This window comes from Mycolicibacterium frederiksbergense (genome assembly GCF_012223425.1).
Classification (GTDB): domain Bacteria; phylum Actinomycetota; class Actinomycetes; order Mycobacteriales; family Mycobacteriaceae; genus Mycobacterium; species Mycobacterium frederiksbergense.
In genome coordinates this window covers 455,868-482,496 of record NZ_CP038799.1, presented here as the reverse complement: position 1 = coordinate 482,496, position 26,629 = coordinate 455,868, and the positions used below count along the sequence as shown (strand labels likewise).

The following is a 26,629-nucleotide window of genomic DNA, read 5'->3' as shown; positions in this document are numbered from 1 at the left end:
AGGATACGGCTCCACTCCGACATGTCGGTGTCCGGCGATATCCTGAAGACAGATTCCAGACCTGCCCGCCGAGTTCATCGGTGCGAGGCGATGGTCGGCACACACCACTGATGGACCGCCTTTGACGGGGCGGACGAAGGAGGTACCGATGAATGGGTATGACGTAATCGGCGATGTCCACGGCTGCGCCGACGAACTCGAGGCATTGCTTGCCCAGCTGGGCTACGCCGTCCGCGACGGCGCCTACCGGCACCCCGACCGCACGGCGATCTTTGTCGGCGACCTCATCGACCGCGGACCCGCTCAGCTGCGGGTGCTGCAGATCGTCAAAGCGATGGTCGACGCCGGCAGCGCGCGAATGGTGTTGGGCAACCACGAGTTCAACGCACTCGCCTACGCCACCGAGTGGCCGCGCGGCTCGGGCAAGTACCTACGGCCGCATGACGACCCCGGGAATCCGGACGCGGCGAAGAATGAGAGACAGCATGCGGAGTTCCTGGAGCAGGTGACGGGGGAGGCGCGTGCCGAGTGCCTGGCCTGGTTCCGGACGCAGCCGCTGTGGCTGGACCTCGGCGTCATCCGAGTGGTGCATGCCTGCTGGCATGAGGCGTCGATGGCGGCGCTCGGTGATGACCGGATCAGCATCGATGAGCAGCTGGTGCGGGCGTCGACGAAGGGCGACCCGATGTTTGAGGCGGTGGAGACGCTGCTCAAGGGTCCCGAGGTCAGCCTCGTCGAGCACGGGCAGCCGCCTTACCTCGACAAGGACGGGCATTCCCGCGGTGCCGCCCGGCTGCGGTGGTGGAACGAGACGGCGACGACGCTGGCCGACCTCGCCGAGATCAGTAGCACCTTCACCACCGAGGACCATCGGCCGTATCCGGCGCTTCCGGAGGTGACGCTGGTCCAGGACTTCGTGTACGAGGGGAAGGTGCCGGTGTTTTATGGGCACTACTGGCGGCAGGGTTCGCCGCGGCATCTGCACGACTGGACCGACTACGCCGCGTGCGTGGACTTCAGCGCGGTCAAGGGCGGGGCGTTGACGGCGTACCGGTGGTCGGGGGAGACGCGAATTGATCCGTCCCACTATGTATCGGTCGGCAGCAGCGTGGGGTGAACGGAACGGGGTGATGGATCGCCGTCGCGAAGCCGCAGTGCCCGCGGGCAGTCCGGCGCGTCAACCATTGGCGCGGATGTAGGCCGCGAACCCGGGAATGGTGAATCGCAGCTTGCCGCGCCCAACCGCCTCGATATAGCCGCCGTCGATCAGCTGCTGCCGGGGTCGGCTCACCGCGGTCGTCGCTACCCCCAGTTCGGCGGCGATCGCCGCGCGCTCCACCGGGCCGTCTCCGACTTCGGCCATGGCCGTCAGGAACCGCTGCTGCTCGGGCGTCACGCGGGTCAGACGGGTACGAAACAGGCCCGTCATGCGGTCTTCGATCTCCTCTTCGGCCCGCCGGACGTGACCCACGTTGATCGTGCTCCCGGCGGTGGGACGGGCGATCTCCCAGGTGGAGTCGCCGATGAGCTGCACCTTGTGCGGGTAGCCGGCGGCGAGCTCGATGGCGGCCATGATGGCCTCGTCGGACCAGGTGACCCGGTGGTGCTCGGCGGGTAGCCGGATCGCCTCGGCAACGGCGACGTCGGTGAGCAGGCCGAGTTCGACGAACCGGGACCGCTCGCCGAAGGTGGCCGCCTCGGTCACCGCCGGCGGCAACGAGGGCAGGCCGGCGGCGATCACCGCGACCGGTATCGCGTCCGGGGCGCCGTCGAAGTGCTGCAGCCCGATCAGCAGGCTCTTGCGATCGCCGAGCTGGGCCTCCTGGAACTCGTCGACGAACACGACGAGCCCCTTGGCGGCATGCGCGCGGCTGAACCGGCCGGCATCCTCGAGCAGCTTCTCCAACACCGCCGAACCCGGAGCCTTGTCCCCGGCGGAGAGCGTCGCGCCGACCTCGACTCCCGGGATCCCGAACTCGACCTGGACCTGGGCCAGCCGATCCAGCAGCGCGTTCGCCCGGTGCCCGAAGGAATGGTCCTTCACCGCCGCGCTCAATCCCTGTGCCATATCGGGCGACATCGGCCGGTCATTACGGCCGGTGACCCACACGGTCAGGAAGCCTTCGGCGCGCGCGTCGCGCTGGGCCATCCGCAGCAGCGACGTCTTCCCGAGGCCACGCGGAGCATGGAAGGCCAGCAGGGGTCCGCCGGAACGCCCGAGCATGCTCAGCCGGGACACCTTGTCGCGGATCAGCTCGCGTTCACGGCCACGGCCTGCCAGATATTCTGGCAGCGACCCGGGTGCGTACGGGCTCGGCTCCATCGGCCCACCTCCCGCATAGTTCGGTATAGATCACCCAGAAGTATACGAATCTATACGGACGGCTTGGTAAGTCGCTGCTTTGCCCAGCTTCATGCCCGAACGGCAGGCGGGTACGCGCCCCTCTGGTGGCGACGGGAGATTTCGGCTGAGGGGTATCCATAGTCCGGACCGTGGCGGGCACTTTTGGGCCGACGATGGTCGACTGTGCTGGACCCGAGCCCGGGGTGTCCGGACGCCGGCGCAACAGGTGTACTTCACGTGCTCGGTCCGGCACAGGAGGGGTTGCTCCAGTGTGTACTTCGTTGACGCCAGGGTGGTCGGTTTGGCCAAGTATCCGACGCGGCACAAAGCGGGTGCCGCCTCGATACGCCGTGAGTTCCTTGGCGCCAGCGGCCTGGAGGGCGAGATTACGCTCGCCACGTTCGATGCTGCCGGCGCAGGCTAGGTGCGCACCCATGGGGTCGGCGTCGGTCACGTACACGATCCAAATTTCTCGGTTGACCGCTCCCAGTGTGTCGTCAAGTTTGTTGCCAACTGGAGCCTGTAACGGCGACAACCTGAGTTGCGAGAACTACATTGATCGGGGATATGCCGCTGCACGGCGACTCGGCAGTCAGCGGCTTCAGGGGGTAAAGAATGAAGTGGACAGGGTCAGTTTGCGCCGCAGGACTTGCGCTGGCTGCTGTGGCCTTGCAGTCAGCGCCAATCGCAGTCTCCGAGACTTGCGACTGGGGCACTGACGCGGGCGTCCAGGCTTGCTTAGGTGGCGCTCCGTTCGATGCTGGTAAGAACGGCAACGGAGACACCTACGGGCCAACCGGCGAAGCAGGTTTCGTGTCCGATGTCAGACTGATCCTGCCGTCCATTCGGCGACTGAATGACGCACAGATCCTTGAATTGGGCTACGCCGCGTGCGATCTCCGTCGCCAAGGCTTTTCCGAACAACGCGTCAAGGACATCATGGCGGCAACTTTCAACAAGAATCGACTCGACCTGCACGATTCGGGCTACTTCGCAATCGACGCCGAGATGTACCTGTGCCCTGGCCTCAAATAATCGCGACACCTCAAGAGGTTGAAGTAGGAGGCATCGTGACCACCTGTTGCGTAGCTAGCGCGCGAGCGTTTGCGGCCCTGTCAGTCCTGACCGGTGCCCTCGTCGCCGCGTTGGTCGCGCCGGCGATCGCCAACGCCGAGCCTGGATGCCTCGAGTTCCGCAACCCTGTTACCGGCGCCTGCGAGCCTTACGTGGTTAACAGCGACGTTGAGTACCACGGAGAGGCTGCTTTCCTGACCGAGAGCGGGACACTGTTTGCAGGCTCCACCGGCGAGGATGTCCTGGAACTCGGATACTCGATTTGCCGGAGCTTGGGACGCGGCACACCACCCAACGAAATCGCACAAAAGATGGTCAGCGGGGGCGTCGATACGACCTCGGCAGTCCAGGTGTTGAAGAACGCCCAAAAGTTGCTGTGCTGATCTCTGGGCGGCATGGGCAGCAACCTGGAGCCCAGTCTGTGTGCGCCGATGACTGCGGTCATCCTGACGGGCGGCGGCGGACGCCAGGCACCGGGTGATCAGTGGCCGTGTGCGAGGCGCGAAGTATTAGGACCTTAGCGCTTCTTCACACTTTGCCAGATCGATGAGTTCGTGTCTGATATACATTGCCAATCATCCCGCAGCAACTTCACTAACACTAATTATTTCGGAGATGGGTCTATGGCACTGAAGCGACTTCTGCTGACCACGTTGGCGGCAGGTGCCGTCGGTGCATTCATGGGAGCGGCTCCAGCGACTGCCACGCCACCCTGCCAGGTCAACTGGGAACTCAATTCGGAAGGTGTCTGCGAGCCGTACTACAGCACCCCGATCAACGGCTACAACCCATATGGTCCCAGTCCGGAATCGGTCGGCATCCATGCAACGGACATCTGCGCTTGGCGCGCGAAAGGGATCAGCGAGACTGACATTGTCAACCACATGGTCGAGACGAATCCCGGCATGATCACTCCGAACGTCGAGGACTTCGTTAGGCAGGCCGAGGAGGACAACTGTCCTCAGATGCTTGTCGAGTTGGCAACCGGCTCCACTTGGTGAGTCCCTCCGCCCGTGGTGGTGGCGCGCACCTCTGGACGCTTCGATCACAATGCACTGCCCGCAATACGTCGAATGTGTTTTCTCGGGATGGTCTGTAGTGAGGTTTGCAAATATGGAGAAGCAATGAAAATGAAGAAGCTCATTGCCGCCCTAGTGATGACCGGGATGACAAGTGTGGGCCTGGCGGTAGGGCCGGGTACGGCGAACGCACGGCTGTCGGCGGCAACTGAATACTGACCACTGCGCGGCAACTGAAAATTGACCAGCTTCCTGGAGACCCTTGGCTATAGGCCGAGGGAGGAAGCGAGTGTTGAGCGTGGAGGACTGGGCAGAGATCCGGCGGTTACGCCGGGCTGAGCAAATGCCGATTGCGGAGATCGCACGGGTGTTGGGGATATCGCGGAACACGGTGAAGACGGCGCTGGCCTCCGATGGCCCGCCGAAGTATCAGCGGGCGCCGGCGGGGTCGGTGGCAGACGGGGCCGAGCCCAGGATTCGTGAGCTGTTGGCGGCGTTCCCGCGGATGCCGGCGACGGTGATCGCCGAACGGATCGGATGGTCGTATTCGATCCGAACATTGAGTGAGCGGGTGCGGGAGTTGCGTCCGGTGTATCTGCCGCCGGATCCGGTATCGCGCACAACCTATGTGGCGGGCGAGATCGCCCAATGTGACTTCTGGTTCCCCGACGTCGAAGTGCCGGTCGGGTACGGCCAGATCCGTGTCAATGGCCAAATGGAAGTACCCGCTGGTGGCCGGATAAAAGTCTCCACCCCGTGTGGTGATTCCTAGGTTGGTTGGGTGTTCTCCTTTCGGTGGTGGGCGTCTTTCATGCGGTAGGAGTCGCCGTCGGTGATGACGACGGTGGCGTGGTGCAGGAGCCGGTCGAGGATGCTGACGGCGGTGGTGTGTTCGGGTAGGAATCGGCCCCATTCTTGGAATGGCCAGTGCGAGCCGATGGCCAGGGTGCGGCGTTCGTAGGCGCCGGCGACGAGCCGGAACAATAGTTGGGTGGCGGTGTCGTCGAGTGGGGCGAAGCCGAGTTCGTCGAGGATGATCAGGTCGACCCGGAGCAGCGATTCGATGATCTTGCCGACGGTGTTGTCGGCCAGGCCGCGGTAGAGGGTTTCCACGAGGTCGGCGGCGGTGAAGTAGCGCACCTTGTGCCCGGCATGGATGGCGGCGACTCCCAGTCCGATCAGGGTGTGGGACTTACCTGTTCCGGCGGGTCCGATGATGGCCAGGTTCTGTTGTGTGCGTATCCATTCCAGGCTGGATAGGTAGTCGAACACTTTCGGCTGGATCGAGGAGACTGTCACGTCGAACGACTCGAGTGTCTTGGTGACGGGGAAGCCGGCGGCCTTGAGGCGGTTGACGACGTTGGAGGCATCCCGTGAAGCGAGTTCGGTTTCGATCAGGGTTCGCAGCACTTCCTCGGGGGTCCAGCGTTGGGTCTTCGCGGTGATCAACACTTCGGGTGCGGTGCGTCGGATCGCGGCCAGTTTGAGTCGCCGTAACCCGGCGTCGAGATCAGCGGCCAGCGGCGGAACTGACGGTGGCGCAACGGGTTTTACGGCCTTCGCTGATGTGCTGGTCATGACGTGACACCCCCGTCGGCCGGGCTCACCGTGTAGGCGTCCAGCGAACGCATCGGGGCGACCGGGAGGTCCAGGATCAGCGCGTCACCGGCCGGGCGGGGCTGCGGTGTTCCCGCGCCGGCGGCCAGGATCGAGCGCACGTCAGCAGCACGGAACCGCCGAAACGCCACCGCCCGGCGCAACGCCGCGGTCAGTGCGTCGGTGCCGTGCGCGGCTCCCAACCCGAGCAGGACCTCCAGTTCAGAGCCCAGCCTGGTGTTGCCGATCGCCGCTGCCCCGACCAGGAAGGCCTCGGCATCCGCACCCAGGGCGCAGAACTGCTGCTCGGTCGTGGTTCGGGGTCGTGGACCCCGGTTCGGTGCTGGTCGTGGCCCGTCGTAGTGCCCGTCGAGAATCGACGCACTGCCTGGGGCGGCGAGCTCGTGTTCGGCCACGATCATCCCGGTGGCCGGTTCAACCAGGCAGACCGCGCCGTGATCGACCACGACGGCGACGTTGGTCCCGATCAGCCGGGTCGGCACCGAGTAGCGGGCCGAGCCGTATCGGATACATGACAGTCGGTCGACCTTGCGCAGTACCGAGGGTGCCCCGATCTGCAACCGCAGCGTCGGCAGTGGTTGCAGCAGTTCACGTTCGACGATCAGCCGTTCGTTGGGAACGGCGCAGATCTCCGAATGCATCGTGGCGTTGACTTCGGCGCACCACGCTGCGGCGGCGGTGTTCGCGACCCGCAGATCGACTGGCCGTCCGGCGATGGCGGCTTCGGTCAACAACGGGACGGCCAGGTCGCGTTGAGCATAGCCGCAGAGGTTCTCCACGATTCCCTTGGACTGCGGGTCGTTGGCGTGGCAGAAATCCGGAGTGAATCCGTAATGCCCTGCCAATCTCACGTATTCGGCCGTCGGGATCACCACGTTGGCAACCACCCCGCCCTTGAGGCACGCCATCCGGTCGGCCAGCACTCGCGCCGGAACACCACCGATCGCATTGAATGCTTCGGCGACCAACGCCAACGTGGTGGAGGCTTTCTGGTCGGTGGCGAACGCGACGAAGCGCCACCGTGAGAACGCCAGCACCGCGCAGAACAGGAATAATCCCGGCGCGGCCTGGGCCCAGTCGATGACCAGATACTCACCCGGTGACCACACCGCGGGACGTCGCCCTCGGTGATGCTCGTTGCGCCACAACGTCTTCGCCTCGGCGACCAGGCGGCGGAAGTTACGGGCGGATCCCTGATAACCGGCAGCCCTGGCCATCGGCAGCATCCGTTTGGCCGACATCCGGCCCTGGGACTTCTCGACACGGTCGGTGACCAGGTCGGTCACCGCATCGTAGTTGTGGGCCCGTTGGGCCCGTGGCGGTGCGCTATCGCCGGCTTCGAACTTCTTCACGATCCGTTTGACGGTCTTGGGGGTGGTGTGGCAGAGGTCGGCAGCACCTCGGTACGACCCGACTTGTTGGTAGGCGGAAATGATGTCCATGCGGTCCTTCGCAGACTTCAATGGAACTCCCCGGTGGTGGTGGCGTTTGGTTGGCACCTTCACCGTCACCATCGGGGCCCACAGTTCCTGATCGACACGACGAACACAGGGTGGGGACTTTTATCTGGCCACCAGCGGGGACCTCTACTTGGCCACCAGCGGGTACTTTTTCATGGCCACGGACAATCCGCACGGCCACCGCATTGCCGGTGTTGACGATGGTGTGCGGGTATTCGCGGTGGGCCTCAGCAATGCTCATCCCGACGCGGACAGCCGAAGACCTCTATGCCGGTTGGTGGCAGCATCTTTGGACGCTGGGAGCGGTGCCGCGGGTGTTGGTCTGGGACGGCGAGGGCGCGGTCGGGCGGTGGCGGGCACGCCAGCCCGAGCTGACCGCGGCATGCCAGGGGTTTCGCGGCACGCTCGCAACCAAGGTGCTGATCTGCAAACCCGCCGATCCCGAAGCCAAGGGACTCGTCGAGCGGTTCCACGACTACCTGGAACGGGCGTTTCTGCCAGGTCGGGTGTTCACCTCACCGGCGGACTTCAACACCCAACTAACCGAATGGTTAGTGCGGGCCAATCACCGCCAGCACCGGGTGTTGGGGTGTCGCCCAGTGGATCGGATCGAGGCCGACAAGGCGGCGATGCTGAGCCTGCCGCCAGTGCCACCGAGCCTGGGGTGGCGCAGTTCGACCCGGCTGCCGCGCGATCACTACGTCCGTCTCGACGGCAACGACTACTCGGTGCACCCGATCGCGGTCGGGCGGCGCATCGAGGTCACCGCCGATCTGGAACGGGTCCGCATCTGGTGCGGTGGCGCCCTGGTCGGCGACCATGTTCGGATCTGGGCCAAGCACCAGACGATCTCTGACCCCGAGCACGTGGATGCAGCCAAGCTGCTGCGCCGCCACCGTTTCGACGTTCTCACTGTGCCAGCGCACGTCGAGGTCGAACAACGCCGGCTGGCCGATTATGACGCCGTGCTCGGGCTCGATGGGCCGGTGGCGTGATGGCCACCAAGACCGCGAGTGGCAGCCGGGACGTGACCGCGGAGCTGGCGTATCTGACCCGGGCCTTGAAAGCGCCGACCCTGCGTGAGGCGATCGACCGGCTGGCAGAGCGCGCGCGCACCGAAACCTGGAGCTACGAGGAATTCCTGGCAGCGTGTCTGCAGCGTGAGGTGTCCGCCCGTGAATCCCACGGCGGGGAGGGACGCATCCGGGCGGCTCGGTTTCCATCCCGGAAATCGTTGGAGGAGTTCGACTTCGACCACGCCCGCGGCCTCAAGCGCGATCTCATCGCCCATCTGGGAACTCTGGACTTCGTTACCGCCAAAGACAACGTGGTGTTCCTGGGCCCACCCGTTATCAACGGGTAGCAACACGCTCGAATCTATGTATGTGACAAGGGGGTTGATGCGGGGCAAGTCATCGTTGTTGCCGGTTTATCGGCGGGTGTTCTTCAACGTGAAGGAACGGCAACGATGGCGTATCCGGTGGCTGTGTGTCCTGCGGGTGGGCAGCGGACGTGGACTGTGCTTGGCGAGGACTTCGCAACGGTCGGTCCGATCGAGGAGTGGATCGAAGCTCACCGGCACCTGTGGTCACCGAACACGGTGCGTGGTTATGCGACGTCGTTGGCGCAGTGGTGGAGCTTCCTGGAGCAACGCGGACAGACCGACGGTTGGCGTGATGTCGGTGTCCCCGCGTTCACGGCGTTCCTGTCCTGGCAGCGCAATGGCCGCACGGTTGAACATCGGCTGACCGGGTCTGGCCCGACGCCGACCGCTGCAACGTTGGAAGTCCGCCTGGCAGCGGTGATTTCGTTCTACCGTTGGCATCAGGCCGTGTCCGGGGTGGCGGTAGCGGGACGGCTCCTTCGTGGAGCACCGCGGCACCGACCGGCGCGAGGCTTGCTTGCGCATCTGGATGCGCGTTCGGCCCCGGTCGCGTCATCGCTGGTGCGCGTGCGCCGCGACCGCCGCCGCGACAGACCGCCCGTGCTCCTGCCCGAGCAGATTCAGGCGATCCTGGATGGCTGCGCGGTCTTCGACGCCGAGTCCGGATCGTGGCGAGGCAACCTGCGCGATCGGTTCGTGTTCGCCCTGTTGGCCGAGACCGGGATGCGTCTCGGGGAGGCGCTGGGTCTGCGGATCGGCGAGTTCGTGCTTGGCCGCGGCGGCACCGCGTATGTGCAGATCGTGCCCCGCTCGGATAATCCCAACGGGGCGCGGGTGAAGATGATGCGACCGCGACGGGTCTATGTCGGGGCCGACCTCGAGCGGCTGTTCGCCGACTATCTCACCGATATCGCCTGCCGGGCAACCGAAGGCGGCATTGCTCTTACGGACACGTCGCCGCTACTGGTGAATGTGTTCCGACCACCGTTGTTGGCCGCATTGCGAGAGACGACGGTCCGGGAGAAGGTGGCCACGCTGCGTCGGCGCTGCATCGGGCCACCCGGGTGGACGCCGCATTGGTTCCGCCACACCCATGCCACTGCACTGCTGCTGGCGGGGACGCCGGAGTGGGTGGTCTCCCGACGCCTCGGGCACGCCCACGTGCAGACCACCCTTGACCTCTACGGCTGGGTTCGCGATGACGAAGCCCTGCGAGCAGCAGCCAACTGGGCGTCCTATGCCAGCAGCTGGCGGGTGGCCGAGTGATCGACGAGCATGGCCACCTGCGCCTGCGTAGTGCCGAACACCTCGATCCGATCTGGCGACTCTTTGACGAGCTGCCAGCACAGTGGCGTGGCCCCGTGCTCGGGCCCGGTATCGAGAACTGGGCGTCGATTACCGAGAATGATTGGCCGCATTTGGATCTGAGCGAATTACCCGATCCGTTCGCCGCGGAGCTGGCGTGGATGGCGCACTGGCAGGCCGGTGATGGCACCCGTGTCTCGGTGTTGGCGATGGCGCAGTTGGCCAACATGATTCGGCGGGCAGTTACCGAGGGCCGTGATTTCCCCTCGTCGATCCGGGCGATGGATTACGACGCCGCCGCGGTGTTGCAGAGCTGGTTCTATCTCAGCAGGGGCAAGCGACTGCCCTCACCCCGAGGTCGGGGCCGGGTGCACGCTCTGTTCGGGTTCGCCCGGCACGCCCTGATCGCCGCCTGCCACGACGGCCCGTGGTGGCACCTGGACTTCTGGCACCCGCGCTGCGATCCGCGGATACCACTGACCGATCGTGAACCGGTCGCCAACTACGGCTGCGCACCCGGAGATATACAGCTTCCGTGGTTGCGGGCCGCGGTGAAGTGGCACCTGGGCACGATGCTCGAATCCGGGGCGCTGCGCTGGACCACGGTCAGCCAGGAACGCATGCGCAGCTTCCGCCGGTTCGACAACTGGCTGACCGCCAGCTTCGACGACCCGACTGGCATCCTGGGCGACCCAACGAGCGCGGTCGAACAGGCGGCGGCGTTCGCGCGGTGGACCGCCGTGGCAGCCAACCGCGTCACCCGCCAATCCGACACACGCCACCTCGGAAGAACAGTGCCGATCCGGGGAATCAACGACGACCTGCGAGCGGTGGCCGGCCTCTTGGACTTCATTGCCGCCAATCCCGGGGAGGCTCGCAGCGTTCTCGGTGCCGAGCCCTGGCAACGAGTGAGCGCAGCACACGCCTCCAGCTGGTTCGGCCGGGTCACCCGGATACCGCATCAACGCGGTTTCAACGATGCGAACTACATCGATGATCACGCACTCGCGCAGATCACTGCGGCGCTGCCGCTGATCGGGTTGCCGCGCACCGAGCAGATGACCATCACCCGCGGCGACGGCACCACCCTCACCGCCAACGGACTTGACGACCCGCAAGCGATGCGGATGATCCTGCTGCAGATCCTCACCGGCCGGCGGGCCAGCGAGATCCGCACCTGCGACTTCGACTGCCTTTCGGCTGCGCCCGCCACTACCGCAGCGGCCGAGGGCGATGGCCAAATGCTGACCAGGTTCCGCTACGCGCAGAGCAAGATCGATGTCGCACCCGACATCATCCTCGTCGACCGCGAGGTCACCGAAGTCATTGCCGAACAACACCGTTGGCTCCAAATCCAGCATCCAGAAGGCAGCAGGCGGTATCTGTTCGCGCGGCGTCTGGGCAACCGCCGCGGTGACAAACCCTATCCGGCAGGTACCTACAACTGGGTGCTGCGCAGCCTCAGCGACCTCGTTCAGATCACCGACGCCAAGGGCCACGCCGTGCGGTTAAGCCACACTCACCGCTTCCGCCACACCCGGCTGACCCGACTGGCCGAACTCGGTCTGCCGATTCACGTCCTACAGCGCTATGCAGGGCACGCCACCCCCACCATGACGATGCACTACATCGCCGCCCGCGACGAACACGCCGAGCAGGCATTCCTGGCCACGGCCAAGCTGCGATCCGACGGCACCCGCATCCAACTCTCCAGCGACGACCACGACAGTCTGCACCTGTTCCGCCGCGCAGACCGGTTCCTGCCCAACGGGTGGTGCATGCTGCCACCGCTGCAATCCTGCGACAAAGGCAACGCCTGCCTGACCTGCTCAGTTTTCGTCACCGACCACACCCACCACGACGTACTGCAACGTCAACTCCGCGAGACCACCGACCTGATCGACCGGGCCACAACGGAATTCGAACAGCGACACGGCCATCCCATGCCCGAGGACAACGTCTGGCTGATCCGCCGCCGAGCTGAACACCACGCGCTTACCCGACTCCTGGCCGCCCTCGACGATGCGCCCGGCTCCGCAGCCCACGGCGCGACAACCCAGTGTCATCGAGCCAGCGCTGGACCAGTCCCGCTGACTCTCGATCTCACCGCCCACCGCAGGAGCACCCCATGACCGACTCCCGAGAACGCCGCATCACCGCACTCACCCAAGCAGCGAAAGCCAAGTCTCAGAACAAGACCCGAGACGCTGAGCAGGCCATCCGCCGACTGGTCAAACGTGGCGACCCGATCACTTTCCAGGCCGTGCAACGCGAAGCGGCCGTCTCTCACGCCTTCCTCTACAACCATCCCGAACTGCGCAAACGAATCGAACATCTGCGCGGCACCCGCCCCAAGGCCCCCGCCGACCAATCCGTGGACACCGACAGCACGCTCGTCATCACGCTGACCCGCCAGATCGCCGAACTCAAGAAACAGCACCACCAGCAACTCAAAGCACTCCGCGACGCACTCGAACGAGCACACGGAGAGAACCTCGACCTACGGCGCGAACTGGCCCGCCGCGGCATCCAGCCCTCGCCTAACGTCGTATCGATCGCAACAACGTCCTGAACAGGCATAACACGGTCATTCTGCGTTCGAACCTTCGATAACGGGTGGAACCGGAAAGACCCACCTGGCGATCGGCATCGCGATCCGGGCATGCCAAGCCGGGCACCGGGTCCTGTTCGCCACCGCCAGCCAATGGGTCGACCGACTCGCTGCCGCTCACCACAGCGGCACCCTGCAAGCCGAACTCGTCCGCCTCGCGCGCTACCCGCTGCTGGTCATCGACGAAGTGGGCTATATCCCGTTCGAGCCAGAAGCGGCCAACCTGTTCTTCCAACTGGTGTCCTCGCGCTACGAACGCGCCAGCCTCATCGTCACCTCCAACAAGCCCTTCGGCCGCTGGGGTGAAGTCTTCGGCGATGACGTCGTCGCGGCCGCAATGATCGACCGCCTTGTCCATCACGCCGAGGTCATCGCCCTCAAAGGAGACAGCTACCGCATCAAAGACCGAGACCTCGGCCGCGTACCCACCGTCACGGCCGAAGACCAATGAACCCAAGCTGGTCAATTTTCAATTGCCGACAGCTGGTCAATTTTCGGTTGCCGTTGACAACGGCCGTACTGCGAGACGGGAGGCTATCCCGGAACAGGGTCACTTTGTGTCGGTGGACCTTACGGTCCAATCCCGGTGCAATGGGTGCCCGACTCTCCGTATGGCGTCGCGTCGGACCCCACAAAAGCAGCGATATTGGGAGAACCCGACACGATGCACTTCACCAGCATCCAGCAGTTCGGGAACGTTTACTCGAACGCGGTATGCAGCGACCTAGACGCCGACCCGACGCGCCACAGAATATGGACCCAAGTTTCAGTCTGGATGACGCAGACGAACCTGAGTTACACGGAGCTCCAGCAGGGAATCGGCTACGTCATAGATACCTACTGCCCCCAATACCGGGACATCTACGCGTCCTACAGGGGCTACTACCCATAAAGGAAACGACGTGCGGCAGGGCCCGACAGATCGAACGCGCGGAGCTGGCCAGTCACCCTGGGATCGGTGGGTTCGACGAAGGTCACGGTTTCAGTCGCGGCGTTCTGACTAAATGTGATGAACTCCGACAACTGTGAGGCCATGAAAACAGTCGGAGTCTGCCGTTAGTATCCGGCAATGCCACTGACGATCGGCGACACCTTCGCCGGATACCGCGTGCTGCGCCAGCTGGGGTCGGGCGGGATGGGCGAGGTCTATCTGGTTCAGCACCCTCGACTGCCGCGTCAGGAGGCCCTGAAAGTCCTGCGCCCGGAGTTCTCCCAGGATGAGTCGTTCCGTGAGCGGTTTATCCGTGAAGCAGATCTCGCATCGGGGTTGCGACACCCTCACATCGTCGGCATCCACGACCGGAGCGAGCACGACGGCCTCCTGTGGATCGCGATGGACTACGTTGAGGGCAGCGACCTCGGCCAGCTGCTGGACGGGAGGTACCCGCAAGGCCTCCCTGTTGGGCATGTCTTGACCGTCATCACTGCTGTGGCCAGTGCGCTGGACTACGCGCACAAGAAGCGCCTGCTGCACCGAGACGTCAAGCCAGCCAATATCATCGTCGCCGACCTCGATGCCGACGACCCCAAGATCTTTCTTGCCGACTTCGGGATAGCTCGACCACTAAACGACACCAGCAGCATCACCACGACCAACATGACGGTCGGCACCGTCGCCTACGCCGCACCAGAACAGCTCATGGGCGAGCCAATTAACGGAAAGGCCGATCAGTACGCGCTGGCCGCGACGACGTATCACTTGCTGACTGGATTGCAGCTCTTCCCAAACTCCAACCCAGCGGTCGTCATTAGTCGGCACCTCAGCACGACACCACCCTTGCTCGGCGACGAACGTCCCGACCTCGCGGTGCTTAACGCACCAGTCCGCCAAGCACTCGAAAAGACACCCGAAGACCGTCACGCCACCTGCGCAGCCTTCGCGCAGGCCGTCAGCGGCGCGAGTGCTTCGACGGCATCGCGGCAGACGACCGTACTGGCTCCAGTCGCTGCTCGTCCGCATTTGGTGCCACGTTTGTCTGAGATCCGCAAAGCACCGCCCCTGACGAAGACGCTTTCGCCGTTAACGCCGCCCTATCCACCTACTCAAACGCAGGAGGTGCGGGTACGTCGGGCATGGCCGATTGTCGCCGGCACTCTGGTTGCCGTCGCCCTTGTTGGCGGTGCAGCTGTCGCGTTGGTCTCGCGTCCTTGGGAGCGAAGCGGGATGGCGACCGGTACACCGGTTGTTAGCAGCGCGCGGACTGAAACGCCTTTGATGCCAACGAGTTCTACGGTGACTGCGCATGCCCCGACTGCCACTGCTGCACCGACGTCCGCTACGTGGTCATATGCAGGATTGTCGTGTCCGTACGTTCCAGCGTTGACGTTGCAAACAGTCCAATCCGTGGTTGTCATTTGTGACGAGGGCAATGGCATCTATACCTATAAGGGTCTGCGCCGAAAGGACAACGCTCGAATCGATCTGCCTGGAGTCGTGGCCACTCCGGCGGGATTCTCGGTAGCCAACGAGGACACCCGGTACGACATCAGTCGAAACGGGCTGGTGATCTATACAGGCGGCGACGTTTACGCCGAACCGGCGATCTCGGCGGGACCGTGATTACGTGCTGCAAGCAGTGCATTCTGACGCAACTGTGCCGTCAATTTTAGTTCTACACCAAGGGGAGGAAAGTCTGTGGGTCTGTCGGATTACGAGCGGCTTCAGCTTGACAAGGTGCGTGAGCACAAAGAGCGAGAACTTCGTGGGTCCGCTCGACACCTCGTGCCGGAGTCGGTTAAAGAAACGGGCCGCAAGTTGTATGGCAGCGCGCTAAAAGCTCCGGGTGCCGCCAAGCTGAAGGACAGCGGAGCCGCTGCTCTAAAGGCGACCGCCGAGGGTGCTGGAAAGTTCATGACCCGCACAGGGCAACTGACGACGTCCGAGACTCGCGTCATCCGGTCCTATGTCAAGAAGGGCCACACCGTCGAGCGCCTTGATGACATCCACGAACTGGATCTACGAGCAATCGACAAGGTTGCTTCGTTCACGCGGTTGCACTACGCCTATTCCATCTCCGCCGCAACCGAGGGCGCAGCAGCCGGACTTGCGGTTAGCGGCGGGCAAGCGTTGGCGGCATTCGGTGCGGTAGCGGGAGCAGGAGCGGCAGCTGCACCAGGGCTGGGGACCATTGCAGCCGCGATGGGCGTTGACGCTGCTGCGCTTCTGGCCGCCTGCAGCCGGGTCATTGCGCACGACGCTCTCTACTACGGCTATGACCCGCGTGACCCTGCCGAAGAAGTTTTCATGATGCAGATCATCGGTCTAGGTCTCGCTGTGACTCCGTCCGCTAAAGCGGTTGCTTACCAGCAGCTTGCGATCTTGACCCGTAGCCTCGCGACCAATGTGGCCTGGCGGCAACTGAATCAACAGACGTTCGTCAAGGTTGTGCAGCGATTCGCCACCCAGTTCGGCCAGAAGCTGACCAAAAAGAAGCTCGGACAGTTCGTTCCGATCGCCGGTGTGGGAATTGGTGCCGCGTTGAACTGGAAAATGGTGGACGACGTCGCCAGTGCCGCCTACTGGGCATATCGTGAGCGGTTTCTCTTCGACAAGGGCGGTGAAATTAGGCCTGTGGTGATCGACGCCGAAGTCGATAAGTCTGGCGTCGCCGAGGACGACGCGATCGATGTGATCGGCATTCTTGAGTCAGAGGGAGTGACTATTGACAATGGCGGCCCAATCACAGAGGGCTAGATCAGAAGCGCTGCGATCGAAGGATCTTCACTGGCACACGAAAGAGTTTCAATTTGACGGACAGCCCTAAACAGACGGAGCAGTCAGCTGACTGGAAGCCGGTGATGCTTCAGCTGATTCATGACAAGTTGACCGCGCTAGAGGCTAATTACGCATTCGGGAAGAAGGCGCGCAAGCGGCTCGATGAAATCGTGAACCAGGCCGGGCGTCAGGCTAAAAAGGGGCCCGGATACCGCCGCATCTACGAACGTGCGCTGCGAGTGCAAAGGAAGGCAATCATGGCTCCGACTCGAAGCAAGCCTCAGGGGCGCCAGAGCGTCAGCAACCCTGACCTATTCGAGGGTGGGCGTGAGGTACTCGGTGGGTTGCCATCGGCGCGACGAGGGCACTAGGACTCTCGATCTGGAGTACAGGCACACGGAGTCGGATGCTTGGCAGATGCATGCTGACAGGGCCTCGATTCCGCGAGATCATATGTCGAGGAAGCTGCCCGCCTTGTTCAGACGACGCCGGCACAGACAGCGAAGCTGACGGGGCGAAGTGGAGATGCGGGCGCGAACTGTCCCAGTCTGCCGCTAACATCCGCCCATGCCGTTGAGAATCGGAGACACTTTCGCGGGATATCGCGTTCTACGGCAGTTGGGTTCCGGAGGAATGGGGGAGGTCTATTCGGTCCAGCACCCTCGGCTTCCTCGTCAGGAAGCACTGAAGGTCCTGCGCCCGGAGTTTTCCCAGGATCCGTCGTTTCGGGAGAGGTTCATCCGCGAAGCCGACCTGGCCGCGGGCCTGCGCCACCCCCATGTCGTGGGTATTCACGACCGGGGTGAGCACGAAGGTCAGCTTTGGATCACGATGGACTACATTGACGGCACCGACCTCAGACACCTTCTGGAGCGGCGCTACTCGGAAGGCATGCCGGTGGGGCATGTCCTAGCAGTCGTCACTGCCGTGGCCAGCGCGTTGGACTACGCCCACAAGAAGGGCCTGCTACACCGCGACGTTAAGCCCGCGAACATAATCGTCGCGGACCTCGATACCGACGACCCCAAGATTTCCCTGGCCGATTTCGGGATCGCCCGACCCCTCGACGACACCAGCGGAATCACCACGACCAACATGACTGTCGGCACGGTTGCGTACGCCGCCCCGGAACAGCTCATGGGTGAAGCCATGAACGGAAGAGCCGACCAGTACGCCCTTGCCGCGACGACCTACCACTTATTGACCGGATCGCAGCTCTTCTCAAATCTGAACCCAGCGGTTGTGATTAGTCGGCATCTCAATGCATCAGCACCTGCTCTAGGTGACGCACGGCCTGAACTAGCCTCGCTCGATCACCCTCTGGCGACCGCCCTAGCCAAAGATCCAAAAGATCGCTTTCCACGCTGCGTTGATTTCACCCATCAGCTCACCGAAATCGCTGCGGCACCGGACAATCGACTTCACGAAGCCGCAACAATAGCCGCTGTGGCAGCGAGCAGACCTCAGCGAACCAATGCGCCAAATGCCAATTTGATTCGCCCGGGCCGCCGGTCGTGGTTCGCCGCCCTGGCCGTCGTGGGCGTGTTCCTCCTGGTCGCCGCATTGGTGCTGGTCTGGCGACCGTGGCGGCCTACCACTTCTACAGAAGCGTCGGGAACCCAACCGGCTCCGACCACCACATCCACCCCCACTGAGACCGCCGCGCCAGCGCCGCCACCGCCGCTACCTCCGATCACGTTGCCGACAACGACTACAACCTCGACGGCACCTGACACCGATCCGGAGTTGGAACCGTGCGGCATTGGCTACTTTGGCACAGTGAACGAGCCGGAGACCATGGACTCCTACTCGCTATGCACCGGCGCTGGCTGGGTTTACGTCAATGCTCCGCTCATCACCTCAGGGGGGTGTTCGCGTCTCGGCACGGTTGGCCCTAACTATGGACAGGGGCCATACACAGTGTGCACGCCACAGGGTTGGGTCGAAGTCAACCGGCCGGTCTGCGCGGATTTCGCCAATCACTTCAAAGGGCCAGATGGGTTCATATGCTGACGGCAACCCAGTGGAGCTGAGGTGAGCAAACCCCGAAATCCGGGACCCAAAAGAATAAGGGCACACGAGAAGCTGGATCTGGTGGCGAAGGCTTCCGGCAGAACATCCAAGCCCGAGACGCGTCAGTACGAGTACGCAGCGACGGACAGAACGGTAGCTTGGGGGAGGGGAATCGACTGCAGACATCGGGCTTTGGGTTCATCGTGGTCGATCTAATGTGCAGGCGACCTTCGCCTCTGATAAGAAGCTTGGATCACCGGGCGTGGGATTGAGGGATGCATGACGACTGACGTTCAGCGAGAGTCGCTCATCGGTGCACTGGTGAGAGCTCGTATTCCAGCTGAGAACCACGCATTCATCCAGGCGATGGTAGCTGCCGCCGGACTGACCCAGTTCAGTATCGTCGACGTCAGCGAGCCGTACGTCTCGGCGACGGGGAACGGCAACTTTCCGGCACTCAGTATCTTCTGGGGTTATACAACAGGTTTCACGACCGAAGAAGAGGCCTCATCGGTGTCCGGGGTGGCCGGCGAACGGCCGTTGTCGGGCAAAGGACCGTGGTTCGTAGCGCATCCAACCAACCGCGTGCGACGAGAGGCGCAGCAGCGCAGCCACCGTCCAAAAGCCGGTCTCTGCTCGACGTGCAGCATGGAGTTGCCGCTGACCGGCGTGTGCGATGACTGCGGGTAGTTCAGTCGGACATAGGACCGGTCTGCTCGGAAGAGCGATACGGGCGCCGCTAAGCCACGTTCTAGGCTAACAGCGCCAAGCAGCTTGTCTACGAGCGCCTGCCCAACTCGGCGACAACAGCGTCGTGATCGCGCGGGCGAGCGACTGATCCACCAGGACATGCCGGGGTGGATGGGTCTGCTGCCCAAATCGATGACATCTGGGTTGGCTCGCGCGTGACGGGTGTGCTGCAAAAGGTTCCAGTTGTGCTTGTGGCCTGGCCCCGCGAGTTCCGCAACCAGGTCATGCTTTTCGCTCGACGGGTTGATCACAGTGCATCGATCGAGTTCCGCGTGTTGCCCTTTCGTGGACGGGGAAACCTGAATTGCCACCACGGCTTTGTAATAGCGTTGGCGGCGCAGTCTGTACCAAAGCGAGTAGCCGATGCGCACGAAGACGTCGGCAGTAGGGTCACGCCGGCCATATGCAAGCGGTCTCGGTGAGCAGGGCAGAGACCATGTACTGGAGACAGCCGAGTCCGCCAGGCGGACACGGCGACCTCGGTGTGTCCTCCGACCGGCGGACGGCGGGGATAGGTGGCTCTCAAGCTTTTGGTCTCATGGTCGATGCCACTAGCGCCAAGAATCTCGCAAATGCGAGCGAAGTTGCTGGGACTTCGGGTATCGAGCGGGCCGGCTGAACCAGGAGTACTCGCGGACGTCGGGGTGCAGTGACCGCCACATATCGGTGTACCCGGAGGCGATCAGCCGTCCGGGCATCTCCGGTCCGATGAACTTGGCTCCCCGCGGATCCTTGTCGAGATCGTTGGTGCCGGTGTTGAAGTCGCCGATCAACAGGTCGATGCCATTCGACGAGGCGTCCCGGATCAGCGCTTCCCAGTAGGGGAGTTTCGCGGTGTTCTGCGGCATGTACACCCCGCATACGTAGGCGCCGTCGATCTCGGCGCACCACAGATGCCGCGGGTCGAGCGATTCGCTGAACGCCCAGGACCGCTCGATGCCGATGCGCGCGGCGATCAGCACGGTGTTCACCTTCGGCCCGACTGCGGGATGCGAAGTGTCGTAGCCGGCCTGCTCAAGACGGTCGATCAGCCGCGCGCCGACCGCGTTGGTGCGGAACTCGGTGACCACCAAAATGTCGGCGTCGTAGCCGAGCAGTCGAGTGGCCAGCGCATCAGCGGACTTGGTGCCGCCGTGTCGGATGTTGAGCGTCGCGAGCCTCGTGCCCACCGGAGTGTCCTCTCGCTCGACGTGGAATCTCCAGCGAGCCGATCAGTATGAGGGCGGGTACCGACAAGTGCGCTCAGCTGGGCGAATCCATCCACCGGGGCGCGAATCTGATGTCGAGGCGCACACTCGCCTTGTATCCCGACCAGGTCGCAATTCCCGGTGGCTGGCTTCCGTAGATTCCGCGCGCCGCCGCGACGACGCGCAGGTACTCGGTGGGCCATCGGATCGCGCCGGCGATCTGCTCGAGCTCTTCGCGGTCCCGACCGAGCACCCTGTCGACGAGGTCGACCGCCGGCAGTGCATGTCGTTTGTCGGTATTGCAGCGCGCACACGCCAACACGAGATTGGCCAGTCCGTCGATGCCGACGAGTGACCACGGCAGCACGTGGTCGATCGGGTTGTCGGCCGGCAGATTGGTGTCGCAGTAGAAGCAGCGCGCACCGAACGCATCCTTGAAGGGACCACGCACCGCGGCCAATGCGGTGCGGTCGCGGCCGAACAGATGCCCGGCGATGTCCGGCACCTCGGCACTGAGGAATTTGTTCATCCGGCGCACGTCATCGACCCACATGATCTCTAGCGCCGGTTTGAGCAGCCCGGCCAGCCGGGCGAGACCGGTTGCCACGCCCGGCATCAGAGCGATGGCGTCACCGTGCGCCCGCAGCGTCCGTCGGGACACGTTGGCGTGCAGGAAGCTGTCGTCGTACAGGAACGGATCATTGGAGTCTCCGCCGGGCAGCCGCTGTAGCCGATACAGCGGCTGCTGCGCCAGGCACAACCCGATCTCGTCGATGGACGCCTGGTAGACCTCCGGCGCGAGCGTCATCGCCACGCTCAACGAGGACGCCGGCGTCGCGGCGCGCAAGGCCCGGACGGCACGCGGAATGCGCTCCTCTTCTCCGCTGGACTGCCGAAGATCGTGCCCTTCGAAGGGGCGGACCTGACGCCAGTACAGCTGCAGCACCCGGTGCGCGAGATCGGGGATCGGCACGGCCAGCGGGCCCGCCGGGTGCTCGGGCAGGTTCTCGATGCTGTGGTCGATGAGCGCCATCAGCGTGGCGAGCTTGTAGGTCGCCACCCGCACCCCGGTCTCCAGGATCGCCACCAGAAGCTGACCGAGCAGCAGTGGGTCGATGGCTTCGGGCACAGACCTTTGGTACCACGGGGCAGCGCCGATCCGACCCAAGTTGTCGGAGGTCGCTGTCATTCTGTCCGGCTGGCCTGCGCACATCCGACGCAGCCAATCGTGATGGGAGCGAAACGGTGAGCAAGGGTTCATCCGGTGGGTCTGGTGGCGTGGGCGTCCTGTTTGTCGTCATCGTCGTGCTCATCGCGGCGGTGCCGAAAGAGGTCTGGATCACCCTCGGAGCCATGACTGCACTCATCCTGGTGATCTGGTTGGTCTCCAAAGCGGTTGAGGCTGCTGAGAAGAGACGTGTCGAGGAGCAGGAACGTATACGCATAGAACGCGTGGCGCAGGCGGCCGCCGCCAAGCATGAACGCGTGGAGTGGGAGCGCCGGGAGAAGCAGGTGCGCATCGACATGCTCGGGCCGCAGAATGCTGTGCTGATGGAGTCTGCGCTGCGCGCGGTCAAGCAGGTTGTCGGCACCGAGGCCGCTCGCGCCGGGTGGTTGGGTGATGTCGACTTCAGCACCGATATTGCCGGGATCGCCGACGGCTTCGCGAAAGCGCATGCCCTGAACGCCGTGACCGGCAAGCTGTCGGCGCTGGACAAGCCGAGCAACGATGACCGCAAGCTCCTCGCGGAGGCGCGCGCCACCATCGCGAACCTGGAACGCACCGCGATCGAGCGGGTCGAACTGATCGCTCAGTGCGCCGTCGAGGCGCGACACATCGATGCGTCGCTGCGCGCCGAACGGGAGGATGCCCGCGTCGCCGAGCAGCGGGCCGAGCTGCACGGCAAGCTCAGCGCGATGCTCTACGGCATCGAGGCCACGCCGGACTCCACGCCCACGGACTCCGCGGTGGAGGCGGTCATGGCACGGGTGCAGGCCTATCGGGAGATCAAGAATCGAATCCAACGGGCCCGTGACGCCGAGGCCGGATAGCGCCGAACAGCAAAGTTCTGACGGGTAAAAATGTCATACCTTGGTGGGATAATGACAGAATGCCGCAAAGAATTCGTCTGCACATCCTTGAGGCCGCCGACTGGAAAGACGGGATCATCACCCTGCTCGAACCGACCTCGCCGTACCGGCCTTGGCAGTACGCGTTCGGGGAGTCCCGTCCGGGTGATTACGCCATCGTGGTGCTCGGGACCGACCCGGCGTCGGTGCTGACGAAGCTGGCTCGCATCGACCACGAAGGTCCACTCGGCGGCGCCTTGCTGCGGGACTACTCTCTCGATCTGGTCGATCTGACGACTTTGGCGATGGTGTTGGACCTGCCTAGCGCCTTCGACGGCTGGCGGTTCGACGATGACGACGCGGAACGGGCGATCCTCGCGCTGCACGAGACCCCGATACACGGCCGAGCCGCCTATCGCTGGGGACACTCATCGGTGGCTGCCGCGCGAATCCTGCTCCGGTGCAATGGGAAATGCACATCATGTGACGAGGAGATCGATCTCAGCGGATACGATGCCCGCGATCGGGTGCACGTCCACACGGTGGACCCGATACCGAGGCCGGAGCCGGACTCGCCGATTAGGACGTACCACAAATCGGGGCCCGCGCGGCCGTACCAGGCCTGGCTGCGGGAGTTGGCGCGCGACTGGCCGGGCGTGCTGTGCGGCCGCTGCGACGTCCGCATGCGGGACGGCAACTTCACCTCGCTCATCGACTTCAAGTTCAGCCGGCATCCTGCGTGCGGTGTATGCGGTGCGCGGCGTACTCAGTGGATCGGGTACGGCGAGCCGGCGAACCCGAGCGAGTGGGAGCCGTGGCGGCACATGGGTGGCTGCTGCCCACGCGACGAAACCTGGCACTGCGAGGTGTGCTCCAACGAGTGGTGAAACCGCTACTCGGTGGCCTCGAACCCCGGACCGCGTAACGGCTCTCCGAACCGGGCTCGCAATTGTAGGAGTGGCTCGACCGTCCTGAAAGCCACGTCGAGACGCTGCTCCGGCGTGCCGGTCAGCAGCACCCACGAATGCCCGGCCCCAGTGAGCGCGTCGATGAACCAGCCCGTCATCGCCGCTCGCACCGCGAGGTCGCCCTCGCGCATACCGTCGTCATCCCACGGCACACCGACATGGTCGGTGACCAGATACACGGCCCGCGGCGGGACCGCGGTCCACGCGCCCCCGGATGGGTCGCCGAGGTAGCGGCGTTTCCAGATGGCGGTCGCGAACGCGTCGGTGTCGCAGATCAGCACCGGTGATCCGGCGCGCGCCGCGGCCTGCTCGCGTCGGGTCTGCTCGGGGCCGATCAGATCGAAATCCTCGGCTGTCCAGACCATTTCGTCAAGTCTCACGCCGGGATTCCCCGCCCACTTCAGCGCGGTGTAGTCCCGTCCGTACTCCTCGACGCACTGCGTCGCCGACCACACGCCACCTCGCGCGGCGTAGTGCGCGGCCAGTCGCCGCGCGATTGTCGTCGTCCCGGTCGACTCCGCGCCCAGCACCACGACCCGCGTCGTCAACCCGGCCCGGGTCGGTGTCGCCAACTGGTCCCACCGGCCGGCGAGATCCCGGCGCACCGACGTGCTGGATCCGGCGCGTTCCAGCCGCACCGCCTTCGCGTCGAACCAGCGCGCCAGCTCGACGCAGTAATCATCCCCGCTGAACACCGCATCCACCGCAACCCCGCCGATACCGGCCCGCATCACCGCGACCTGCGCCGCCCATACCCGTTGATCCGTCACGTCCATTGGCGCATCACAGCGGATACCGGCGACACGCACGTTCGCATCGCCCGCGTGCTCCTCTCGCATCCACGCGACACGGTCGGCCAGCGGCACGGTCTCCACCGCGGAGGCCATCACCAGCACGGTGAACGCATCGCAGCGTGCCGCCGCCGCCCGGATCGCTTGGTGATGACCGAGATGCGGCGGATAGAACTTCCCGACCAACAGGCCATGCCGGAACTCGTTCATCACGCCACGCTTTCGGCCAGCGGTACGCGCGCCCGTGTCCACTCGCGCAGACCGAGGATGCACAACCCGAGGAACAGCACGTAGATCGCGGCCGTCAGGTTCAGGCCCTGGCTGATGTAGAGCGGAATGTAGATGCAGTCCGCGGCGATCCAGAAGAACCACGTCTCGATCCGCCGGGTGTTGAGGAGCCATTGCGCCGCCAGCGCCAGGCAGGTCGTCAGCGCATCCCACAGCGGTGCCGAACCGTCGACCGCGGTAAGGATCTCGCTGAGCGCCCAAGTGCCCACCGCCACGAACGCCACACACATCGTCAGCACGCGCCAATGCGAGCGGCGCACCGTGACCGGCGCATCGCCGGTCCGTCCCGACCGCCACTGCCACCAACCGATGGCGCCGAGTCCGATGTAGAGCAGCTGCAGCGTCGCCCCCGCCCACAGCTGCGCCGAGACGAACAGGACGAGGAAGAACACGCAGTTGGCAATGCCGACAGGGAAATTGAGAATGCTGCGCCGCACCGTCAATGCCACACACAGGCCGCCGGTGATGAAGCCGAGCAACTCAGCGGTGCTGACCTGATCGCTTCCGATGGTGAACAGCACTGCGTTCAGTGGCTCGACCAGCCGCGCCAGCCAGTCGATCATGTCGTCACCGCCAGCCGGCGTACCGAGTCCCGGAATGCCGGGTTCGGGCTCGCGTCAGGCAGCACGTCCAGCACCGCCTGCAGGGCTTCGTCACCACTGATTTCCCGCACAAGTGCACCGTAGAGCGCCGCGACGGTCGGTGTGCGGCTGTAGGCCTCGACGCAGTGCAGCAGCACCGTGTGGCCCTGCGCGCGGAGTTCCTCGACGGCGCGGGCCGCGTCGAGCAACACGTGGTCGAGGTGCGGATTCTCATCGGCGTTGGAGCTGTCGATCAGCCTCACCTCGACATGCGGCATCCCGACCGGCACATCGGCGTCAGCCACCCGGCACAGTGACACCACCGCATCCACCTCGGACGGCAATCGGCGCAGCGCCCCGATGCCACCGATCAGCACGCCGTCGTCGAAGGGATGGGGGACAAGGGCATCGGTGCGGTAACCGGCGTAGGACGGGCCGCTACTCGGCGCACCCTTGCGCTGAATTGCCGTTGCGAGACCCACCAGGTCCCGCGCGGTCATTCTCGGCCAGCCGTGCAGCAGTCGGCGCCACTGCAGCGGCACGGCGGACGCTCCATACGCGGCACCGAGCAGGCCGCCGGCGATCGCGGCGACGGTGTCGGTATCGAATCCGGAGCGCACCGCAGCGTCGAGCCCATCGCGCAGATGCTCTGGTCCGCCACCGCGGGTGCTCGAGATGGCCGACCACGCCGCCTGCAGCGCGGCGACCGCCCAGCCGTTGTTCGGGATGTCAGCGGGCCGGACCTTTTCTGCCTCGTCAAAGCGGGTGGCCCACAGCTTGCGACGGGCGGTGTCGAGATGGCGCAGCCCGACGCTGACATCGAGTTCGGCGGTCAGCACCGCGTGCCGGATCGCGCAGCACCACAACACGGCGGCATCACCCGCGTCGGGGTCGAAATGGGTGAGCTCACTGATCGCGCGAGCCGCCGCGACCATGGCGTCCTCGTCATCGAGGTAGGCCAGCGCGACCGGTGCGGTGCGCATCAACGAGCCGTTGCCGGCGGTGCGGCCTGTACGTGCGTGGTGCTCGGTCGACGCCGCGCGGGCGGCGGCCGCCGTGATAGCCCCGCCGCGGGCCGCTGTGGACAGCACGGACCGGGTCTGGATGCCGACATCCTTGGCGGTCAAAGACCAGGTGTGCCAGCGGGATACGATCGCGTCCTGCACGGCCTCGTCGCGCAGATCGGCCCCGGTGGCGGCGACTTCGGCGATCGCGATGGCCATCGCGGTGTCGTCGGTCCACTCACCGGCCTCCCACGGCCCGCCGCCCGTCATTTCGACGGGTAACTCAGGCCCGCGCGGCGGCTGGAACTCATACGGCGCCCCCAGGGCGTCGCCGGCGGCGGTGCCCAGCAGCACGCCCTCGGCCCGGTCATTGCGTGATGTCATGTCACCCTCCCCATTTTGCGCGAATCTGCGCTAATTGATGGTTGACTGTACGCTGAGGCACTGA

General features: G+C 64.5%; 21 protein-coding genes and 4 pseudogenes. 17 read left to right on the top strand and 8 right to left on the bottom strand.

Annotated features, from left to right (window positions below):
- The first annotated feature begins 148 nt into the window (after positions 1-148).
- Positions 149-1,117, top strand: coding sequence for a metallophosphoesterase (locus EXE63_RS05395; RefSeq protein ID WP_168141122.1), 969 nt, complete (start codon positions 149-151; stop codon positions 1,115-1,117).
- A 60-nt stretch (positions 1,118-1,177) separates the two neighbouring features.
- On the opposite strand, the gene EXE63_RS05390 is transcribed toward EXE63_RS05395, so the two are convergent.
- Positions 1,178-2,323, bottom strand: coding sequence for an ATP-binding protein (locus EXE63_RS05390; protein WP_168141121.1), 1,146 nt, complete (start codon positions 2,321-2,323; stop codon positions 1,178-1,180).
- A gap of 636 nt (positions 2,324-2,959) precedes the next feature.
- On the opposite strand from EXE63_RS05390, the gene EXE63_RS05385 reads away from it, so the two are divergent.
- The 4 genes and pseudogenes from EXE63_RS05385 to EXE63_RS05370 all read left to right on the top strand — a co-directional run.
- Positions 2,960-3,379, top strand: a complete 420-nt coding sequence (locus EXE63_RS05385; protein ID WP_168141120.1) for a DUF732 domain-containing protein — start codon at positions 2,960-2,962, stop codon at positions 3,377-3,379.
- A gap of 35 nt (positions 3,380-3,414) precedes the next feature.
- Positions 3,415-3,801, top strand: coding sequence for a DUF732 domain-containing protein (locus tag EXE63_RS05380; protein ID WP_168141119.1), 387 nt, complete (start codon positions 3,415-3,417; stop codon positions 3,799-3,801).
- 240 nt (positions 3,802-4,041) lie between these two features.
- The gene (locus EXE63_RS05375) at positions 4,042-4,419 is read left to right on the top strand and encodes a DUF732 domain-containing protein (RefSeq protein WP_168141118.1); all 378 of its coding nucleotides are present in this window, start codon (positions 4,042-4,044) and stop codon (positions 4,417-4,419) included.
- A gap of 307 nt (positions 4,420-4,726) precedes the next feature.
- Positions 4,727-5,161: pseudogene (locus EXE63_RS05370) on the top strand (sigma factor-like helix-turn-helix DNA-binding protein); the annotation flags it as partial.
- A gap of 44 nt (positions 5,162-5,205) precedes the next feature.
- Here EXE63_RS05370 and istB read toward each other — a convergent pair.
- Together istB and istA are read right to left on the bottom strand one after the other, a co-directional pair.
- Positions 5,206-6,015 carry an IS21-like element helper ATPase IstB gene (istB, locus tag EXE63_RS05365; protein ID WP_168141117.1) on the bottom strand — a complete coding sequence of 270 codons (810 nt, stop codon included), beginning with the start codon at positions 6,013-6,015 and terminating at the stop codon, positions 5,206-5,208.
- Complete coding sequence (istA, locus tag EXE63_RS05360; RefSeq protein ID WP_168141116.1) at positions 6,012-7,517, bottom strand: IS21 family transposase; 1,506 nt, start codon at positions 7,515-7,517, stop codon at positions 6,012-6,014. Before istA ends, istB begins: the two co-directional genes overlap by 4 nt.
- 167 nt (positions 7,518-7,684) lie before the next feature.
- Between istA and EXE63_RS05355 the strand changes: the two are divergent.
- The 10 genes and pseudogenes from EXE63_RS05355 to EXE63_RS05310 form a co-directional block, all read left to right on the top strand.
- A pseudogene (locus tag EXE63_RS05355) lies at positions 7,685-8,509 on the top strand (Mu transposase domain-containing protein); the annotation flags it as partial.
- Positions 8,509-8,829, top strand: a pseudogene (locus tag EXE63_RS05350) (ATP-binding protein); the annotation flags it as partial. The pseudogenes EXE63_RS05355 and EXE63_RS05350, both read left to right, overlap by 1 nt.
- 153 nt (positions 8,830-8,982) lie before the next feature.
- Positions 8,983-10,164, top strand: coding sequence for a tyrosine-type recombinase/integrase (locus EXE63_RS05345; protein WP_168140271.1), 1,182 nt, complete (start codon positions 8,983-8,985; stop codon positions 10,162-10,164).
- Complete coding sequence (locus EXE63_RS05340) at positions 10,161-12,335, top strand: tyrosine-type recombinase/integrase (RefSeq protein ID WP_168140340.1); 2,175 nt, start codon at positions 10,161-10,163, stop codon at positions 12,333-12,335. Before EXE63_RS05345 ends, EXE63_RS05340 begins: the two co-directional genes overlap by 4 nt.
- On the top strand, positions 12,332-12,775 hold the full coding sequence (locus EXE63_RS05335) for a DUF6262 family protein (protein ID WP_168140339.1): 444 nt from the start codon (positions 12,332-12,334) through the stop codon (positions 12,773-12,775). Before EXE63_RS05340 ends, EXE63_RS05335 begins: the two co-directional genes overlap by 4 nt.
- A 64-nt stretch (positions 12,776-12,839) precedes the next feature.
- Positions 12,840-13,265: pseudogene (locus EXE63_RS05330) on the top strand (ATP-binding protein); the annotation flags it as partial.
- Positions 13,266-13,883: 618 nt separating this feature from the next.
- Positions 13,884-15,374 (top strand): serine/threonine-protein kinase, encoded by a 1,491-nt coding sequence (locus EXE63_RS05325; protein ID WP_168141114.1) that lies wholly within the window; start codon positions 13,884-13,886, stop codon positions 15,372-15,374.
- Between the two features lie 75 nt (positions 15,375-15,449).
- The gene (locus EXE63_RS05320; RefSeq protein WP_168141113.1) at positions 15,450-16,508 is read left to right on the top strand and encodes an EcsC family protein; all 1,059 of its coding nucleotides are present in this window, start codon (positions 15,450-15,452) and stop codon (positions 16,506-16,508) included.
- Positions 16,509-17,096: 588 nt separating this feature from the next.
- Positions 17,097-18,542, top strand: a complete 1,446-nt coding sequence (locus EXE63_RS05315) for a serine/threonine-protein kinase (RefSeq protein WP_168141112.1) — start codon at positions 17,097-17,099, stop codon at positions 18,540-18,542.
- Between the two features lie 279 nt (positions 18,543-18,821).
- Positions 18,822-19,232 (top strand): hypothetical protein, encoded by a 411-nt coding sequence (locus EXE63_RS05310; RefSeq protein ID WP_168141111.1) that lies wholly within the window; start codon positions 18,822-18,824, stop codon positions 19,230-19,232.
- A gap of 611 nt (positions 19,233-19,843) precedes the next feature.
- Here the strand turns inward: EXE63_RS05310 and EXE63_RS05305 are convergent.
- Together EXE63_RS05305 and EXE63_RS05300 are read right to left on the bottom strand one after the other, a co-directional pair.
- Positions 19,844-20,461, bottom strand: a complete 618-nt coding sequence (locus tag EXE63_RS05305) for an endonuclease/exonuclease/phosphatase family protein (protein WP_210000286.1) — start codon at positions 20,459-20,461, stop codon at positions 19,844-19,846.
- Positions 20,462-20,534: 73 nt separating this feature from the next.
- Positions 20,535-21,608: an HNH endonuclease gene (locus tag EXE63_RS05300; protein ID WP_234904369.1), complete on the bottom strand. Its 1,074-nt coding sequence runs from the start codon at positions 21,606-21,608 to the stop codon at positions 20,535-20,537.
- Positions 21,609-21,724: 116 nt separating this feature from the next.
- Here EXE63_RS05300 and EXE63_RS05295 point away from each other — a divergent pair, with 116 nt between their 5' ends.
- Together EXE63_RS05295 and EXE63_RS05290 are read left to right on the top strand one after the other, a co-directional pair.
- On the top strand, positions 21,725-22,531 hold the full coding sequence (locus tag EXE63_RS05295; protein WP_234904368.1) for a hypothetical protein: 807 nt from the start codon (positions 21,725-21,727) through the stop codon (positions 22,529-22,531).
- Between the two features lie 59 nt (positions 22,532-22,590).
- Positions 22,591-23,436, top strand: a complete 846-nt coding sequence (locus tag EXE63_RS05290; protein WP_168141109.1) for a hypothetical protein — start codon at positions 22,591-22,593, stop codon at positions 23,434-23,436.
- A gap of 5 nt (positions 23,437-23,441) precedes the next feature.
- On the opposite strand, the gene EXE63_RS05285 is transcribed toward EXE63_RS05290, so the two are convergent.
- Genes EXE63_RS05285 through EXE63_RS05275 form a run of 3 tightly spaced genes read right to left on the bottom strand, consistent with a single transcriptional unit; the run spans position 23,442 to position 26,565 of the window.
- Positions 23,442-24,518, bottom strand: coding sequence for an AAA family ATPase (locus EXE63_RS05285; protein WP_168141108.1), 1,077 nt, complete (start codon positions 24,516-24,518; stop codon positions 23,442-23,444).
- Complete coding sequence (gene pnuC / locus EXE63_RS05280) at positions 24,518-25,159, bottom strand: nicotinamide riboside transporter PnuC (RefSeq protein ID WP_168141107.1); 642 nt, start codon at positions 25,157-25,159, stop codon at positions 24,518-24,520. Before pnuC ends, EXE63_RS05285 begins: the two co-directional genes overlap by 1 nt.
- Complete coding sequence (locus tag EXE63_RS05275; RefSeq protein ID WP_168141106.1) at positions 25,156-26,565, bottom strand: ADP-ribosylglycohydrolase family protein; 1,410 nt, start codon at positions 26,563-26,565, stop codon at positions 25,156-25,158. Before EXE63_RS05275 ends, pnuC begins: the two co-directional genes overlap by 4 nt.
- Between the last annotated feature and the right edge of the window lie 64 nt (positions 26,566-26,629).

Coding starts and splice junctions, on each gene's coding strand:
- EXE63_RS05375 (WP_168141118.1), top strand. CDS start 4,042: ATGGCACTGAAGCGACTTCTGCTGACCACGTTGGCGGCAGGTGCCGTC.
- EXE63_RS05310 (WP_168141111.1), top strand. CDS start 18,822: ATGACGACTGACGTTCAGCGAGAGTCGCTCATCGGTGCACTGGTGAGA.
- EXE63_RS05345 (WP_168140271.1), top strand. CDS start 8,983: ATGGCGTATCCGGTGGCTGTGTGTCCTGCGGGTGGGCAGCGGACGTGG.
- EXE63_RS05315 (WP_168141112.1), top strand. CDS start 17,097: ATGCCGTTGAGAATCGGAGACACTTTCGCGGGATATCGCGTTCTACGG.
- pnuC (WP_168141107.1), bottom strand. CDS start 25,159: ATGATCGACTGGCTGGCGCGGCTGGTCGAGCCACTGAACGCAGTGCTG.
- istB (WP_168141117.1), bottom strand. CDS start 6,015: ATGACCAGCACATCAGCGAAGGCCGTAAAACCCGTTGCGCCACCGTCA.
- EXE63_RS05275 (WP_168141106.1), bottom strand. CDS start 26,565: ATGACATCACGCAATGACCGGGCCGAGGGCGTGCTGCTGGGCACCGCC.
- EXE63_RS05395 (WP_168141122.1), top strand. CDS start 149: ATGAATGGGTATGACGTAATCGGCGATGTCCACGGCTGCGCCGACGAA.
- EXE63_RS05290 (WP_168141109.1), top strand. CDS start 22,591: ATGCCGCAAAGAATTCGTCTGCACATCCTTGAGGCCGCCGACTGGAAA.
- EXE63_RS05390 (WP_168141121.1), bottom strand. CDS start 2,323: ATGGAGCCGAGCCCGTACGCACCCGGGTCGCTGCCAGAATATCTGGCA.
- EXE63_RS05335 (WP_168140339.1), top strand. CDS start 12,332: ATGACCGACTCCCGAGAACGCCGCATCACCGCACTCACCCAAGCAGCG.
- EXE63_RS05285 (WP_168141108.1), bottom strand. CDS start 24,518: ATGAACGAGTTCCGGCATGGCCTGTTGGTCGGGAAGTTCTATCCGCCG.
- EXE63_RS05385 (WP_168141120.1), top strand. CDS start 2,960: ATGAAGTGGACAGGGTCAGTTTGCGCCGCAGGACTTGCGCTGGCTGCT.
- EXE63_RS05325 (WP_168141114.1), top strand. CDS start 13,884: ATGCCACTGACGATCGGCGACACCTTCGCCGGATACCGCGTGCTGCGC.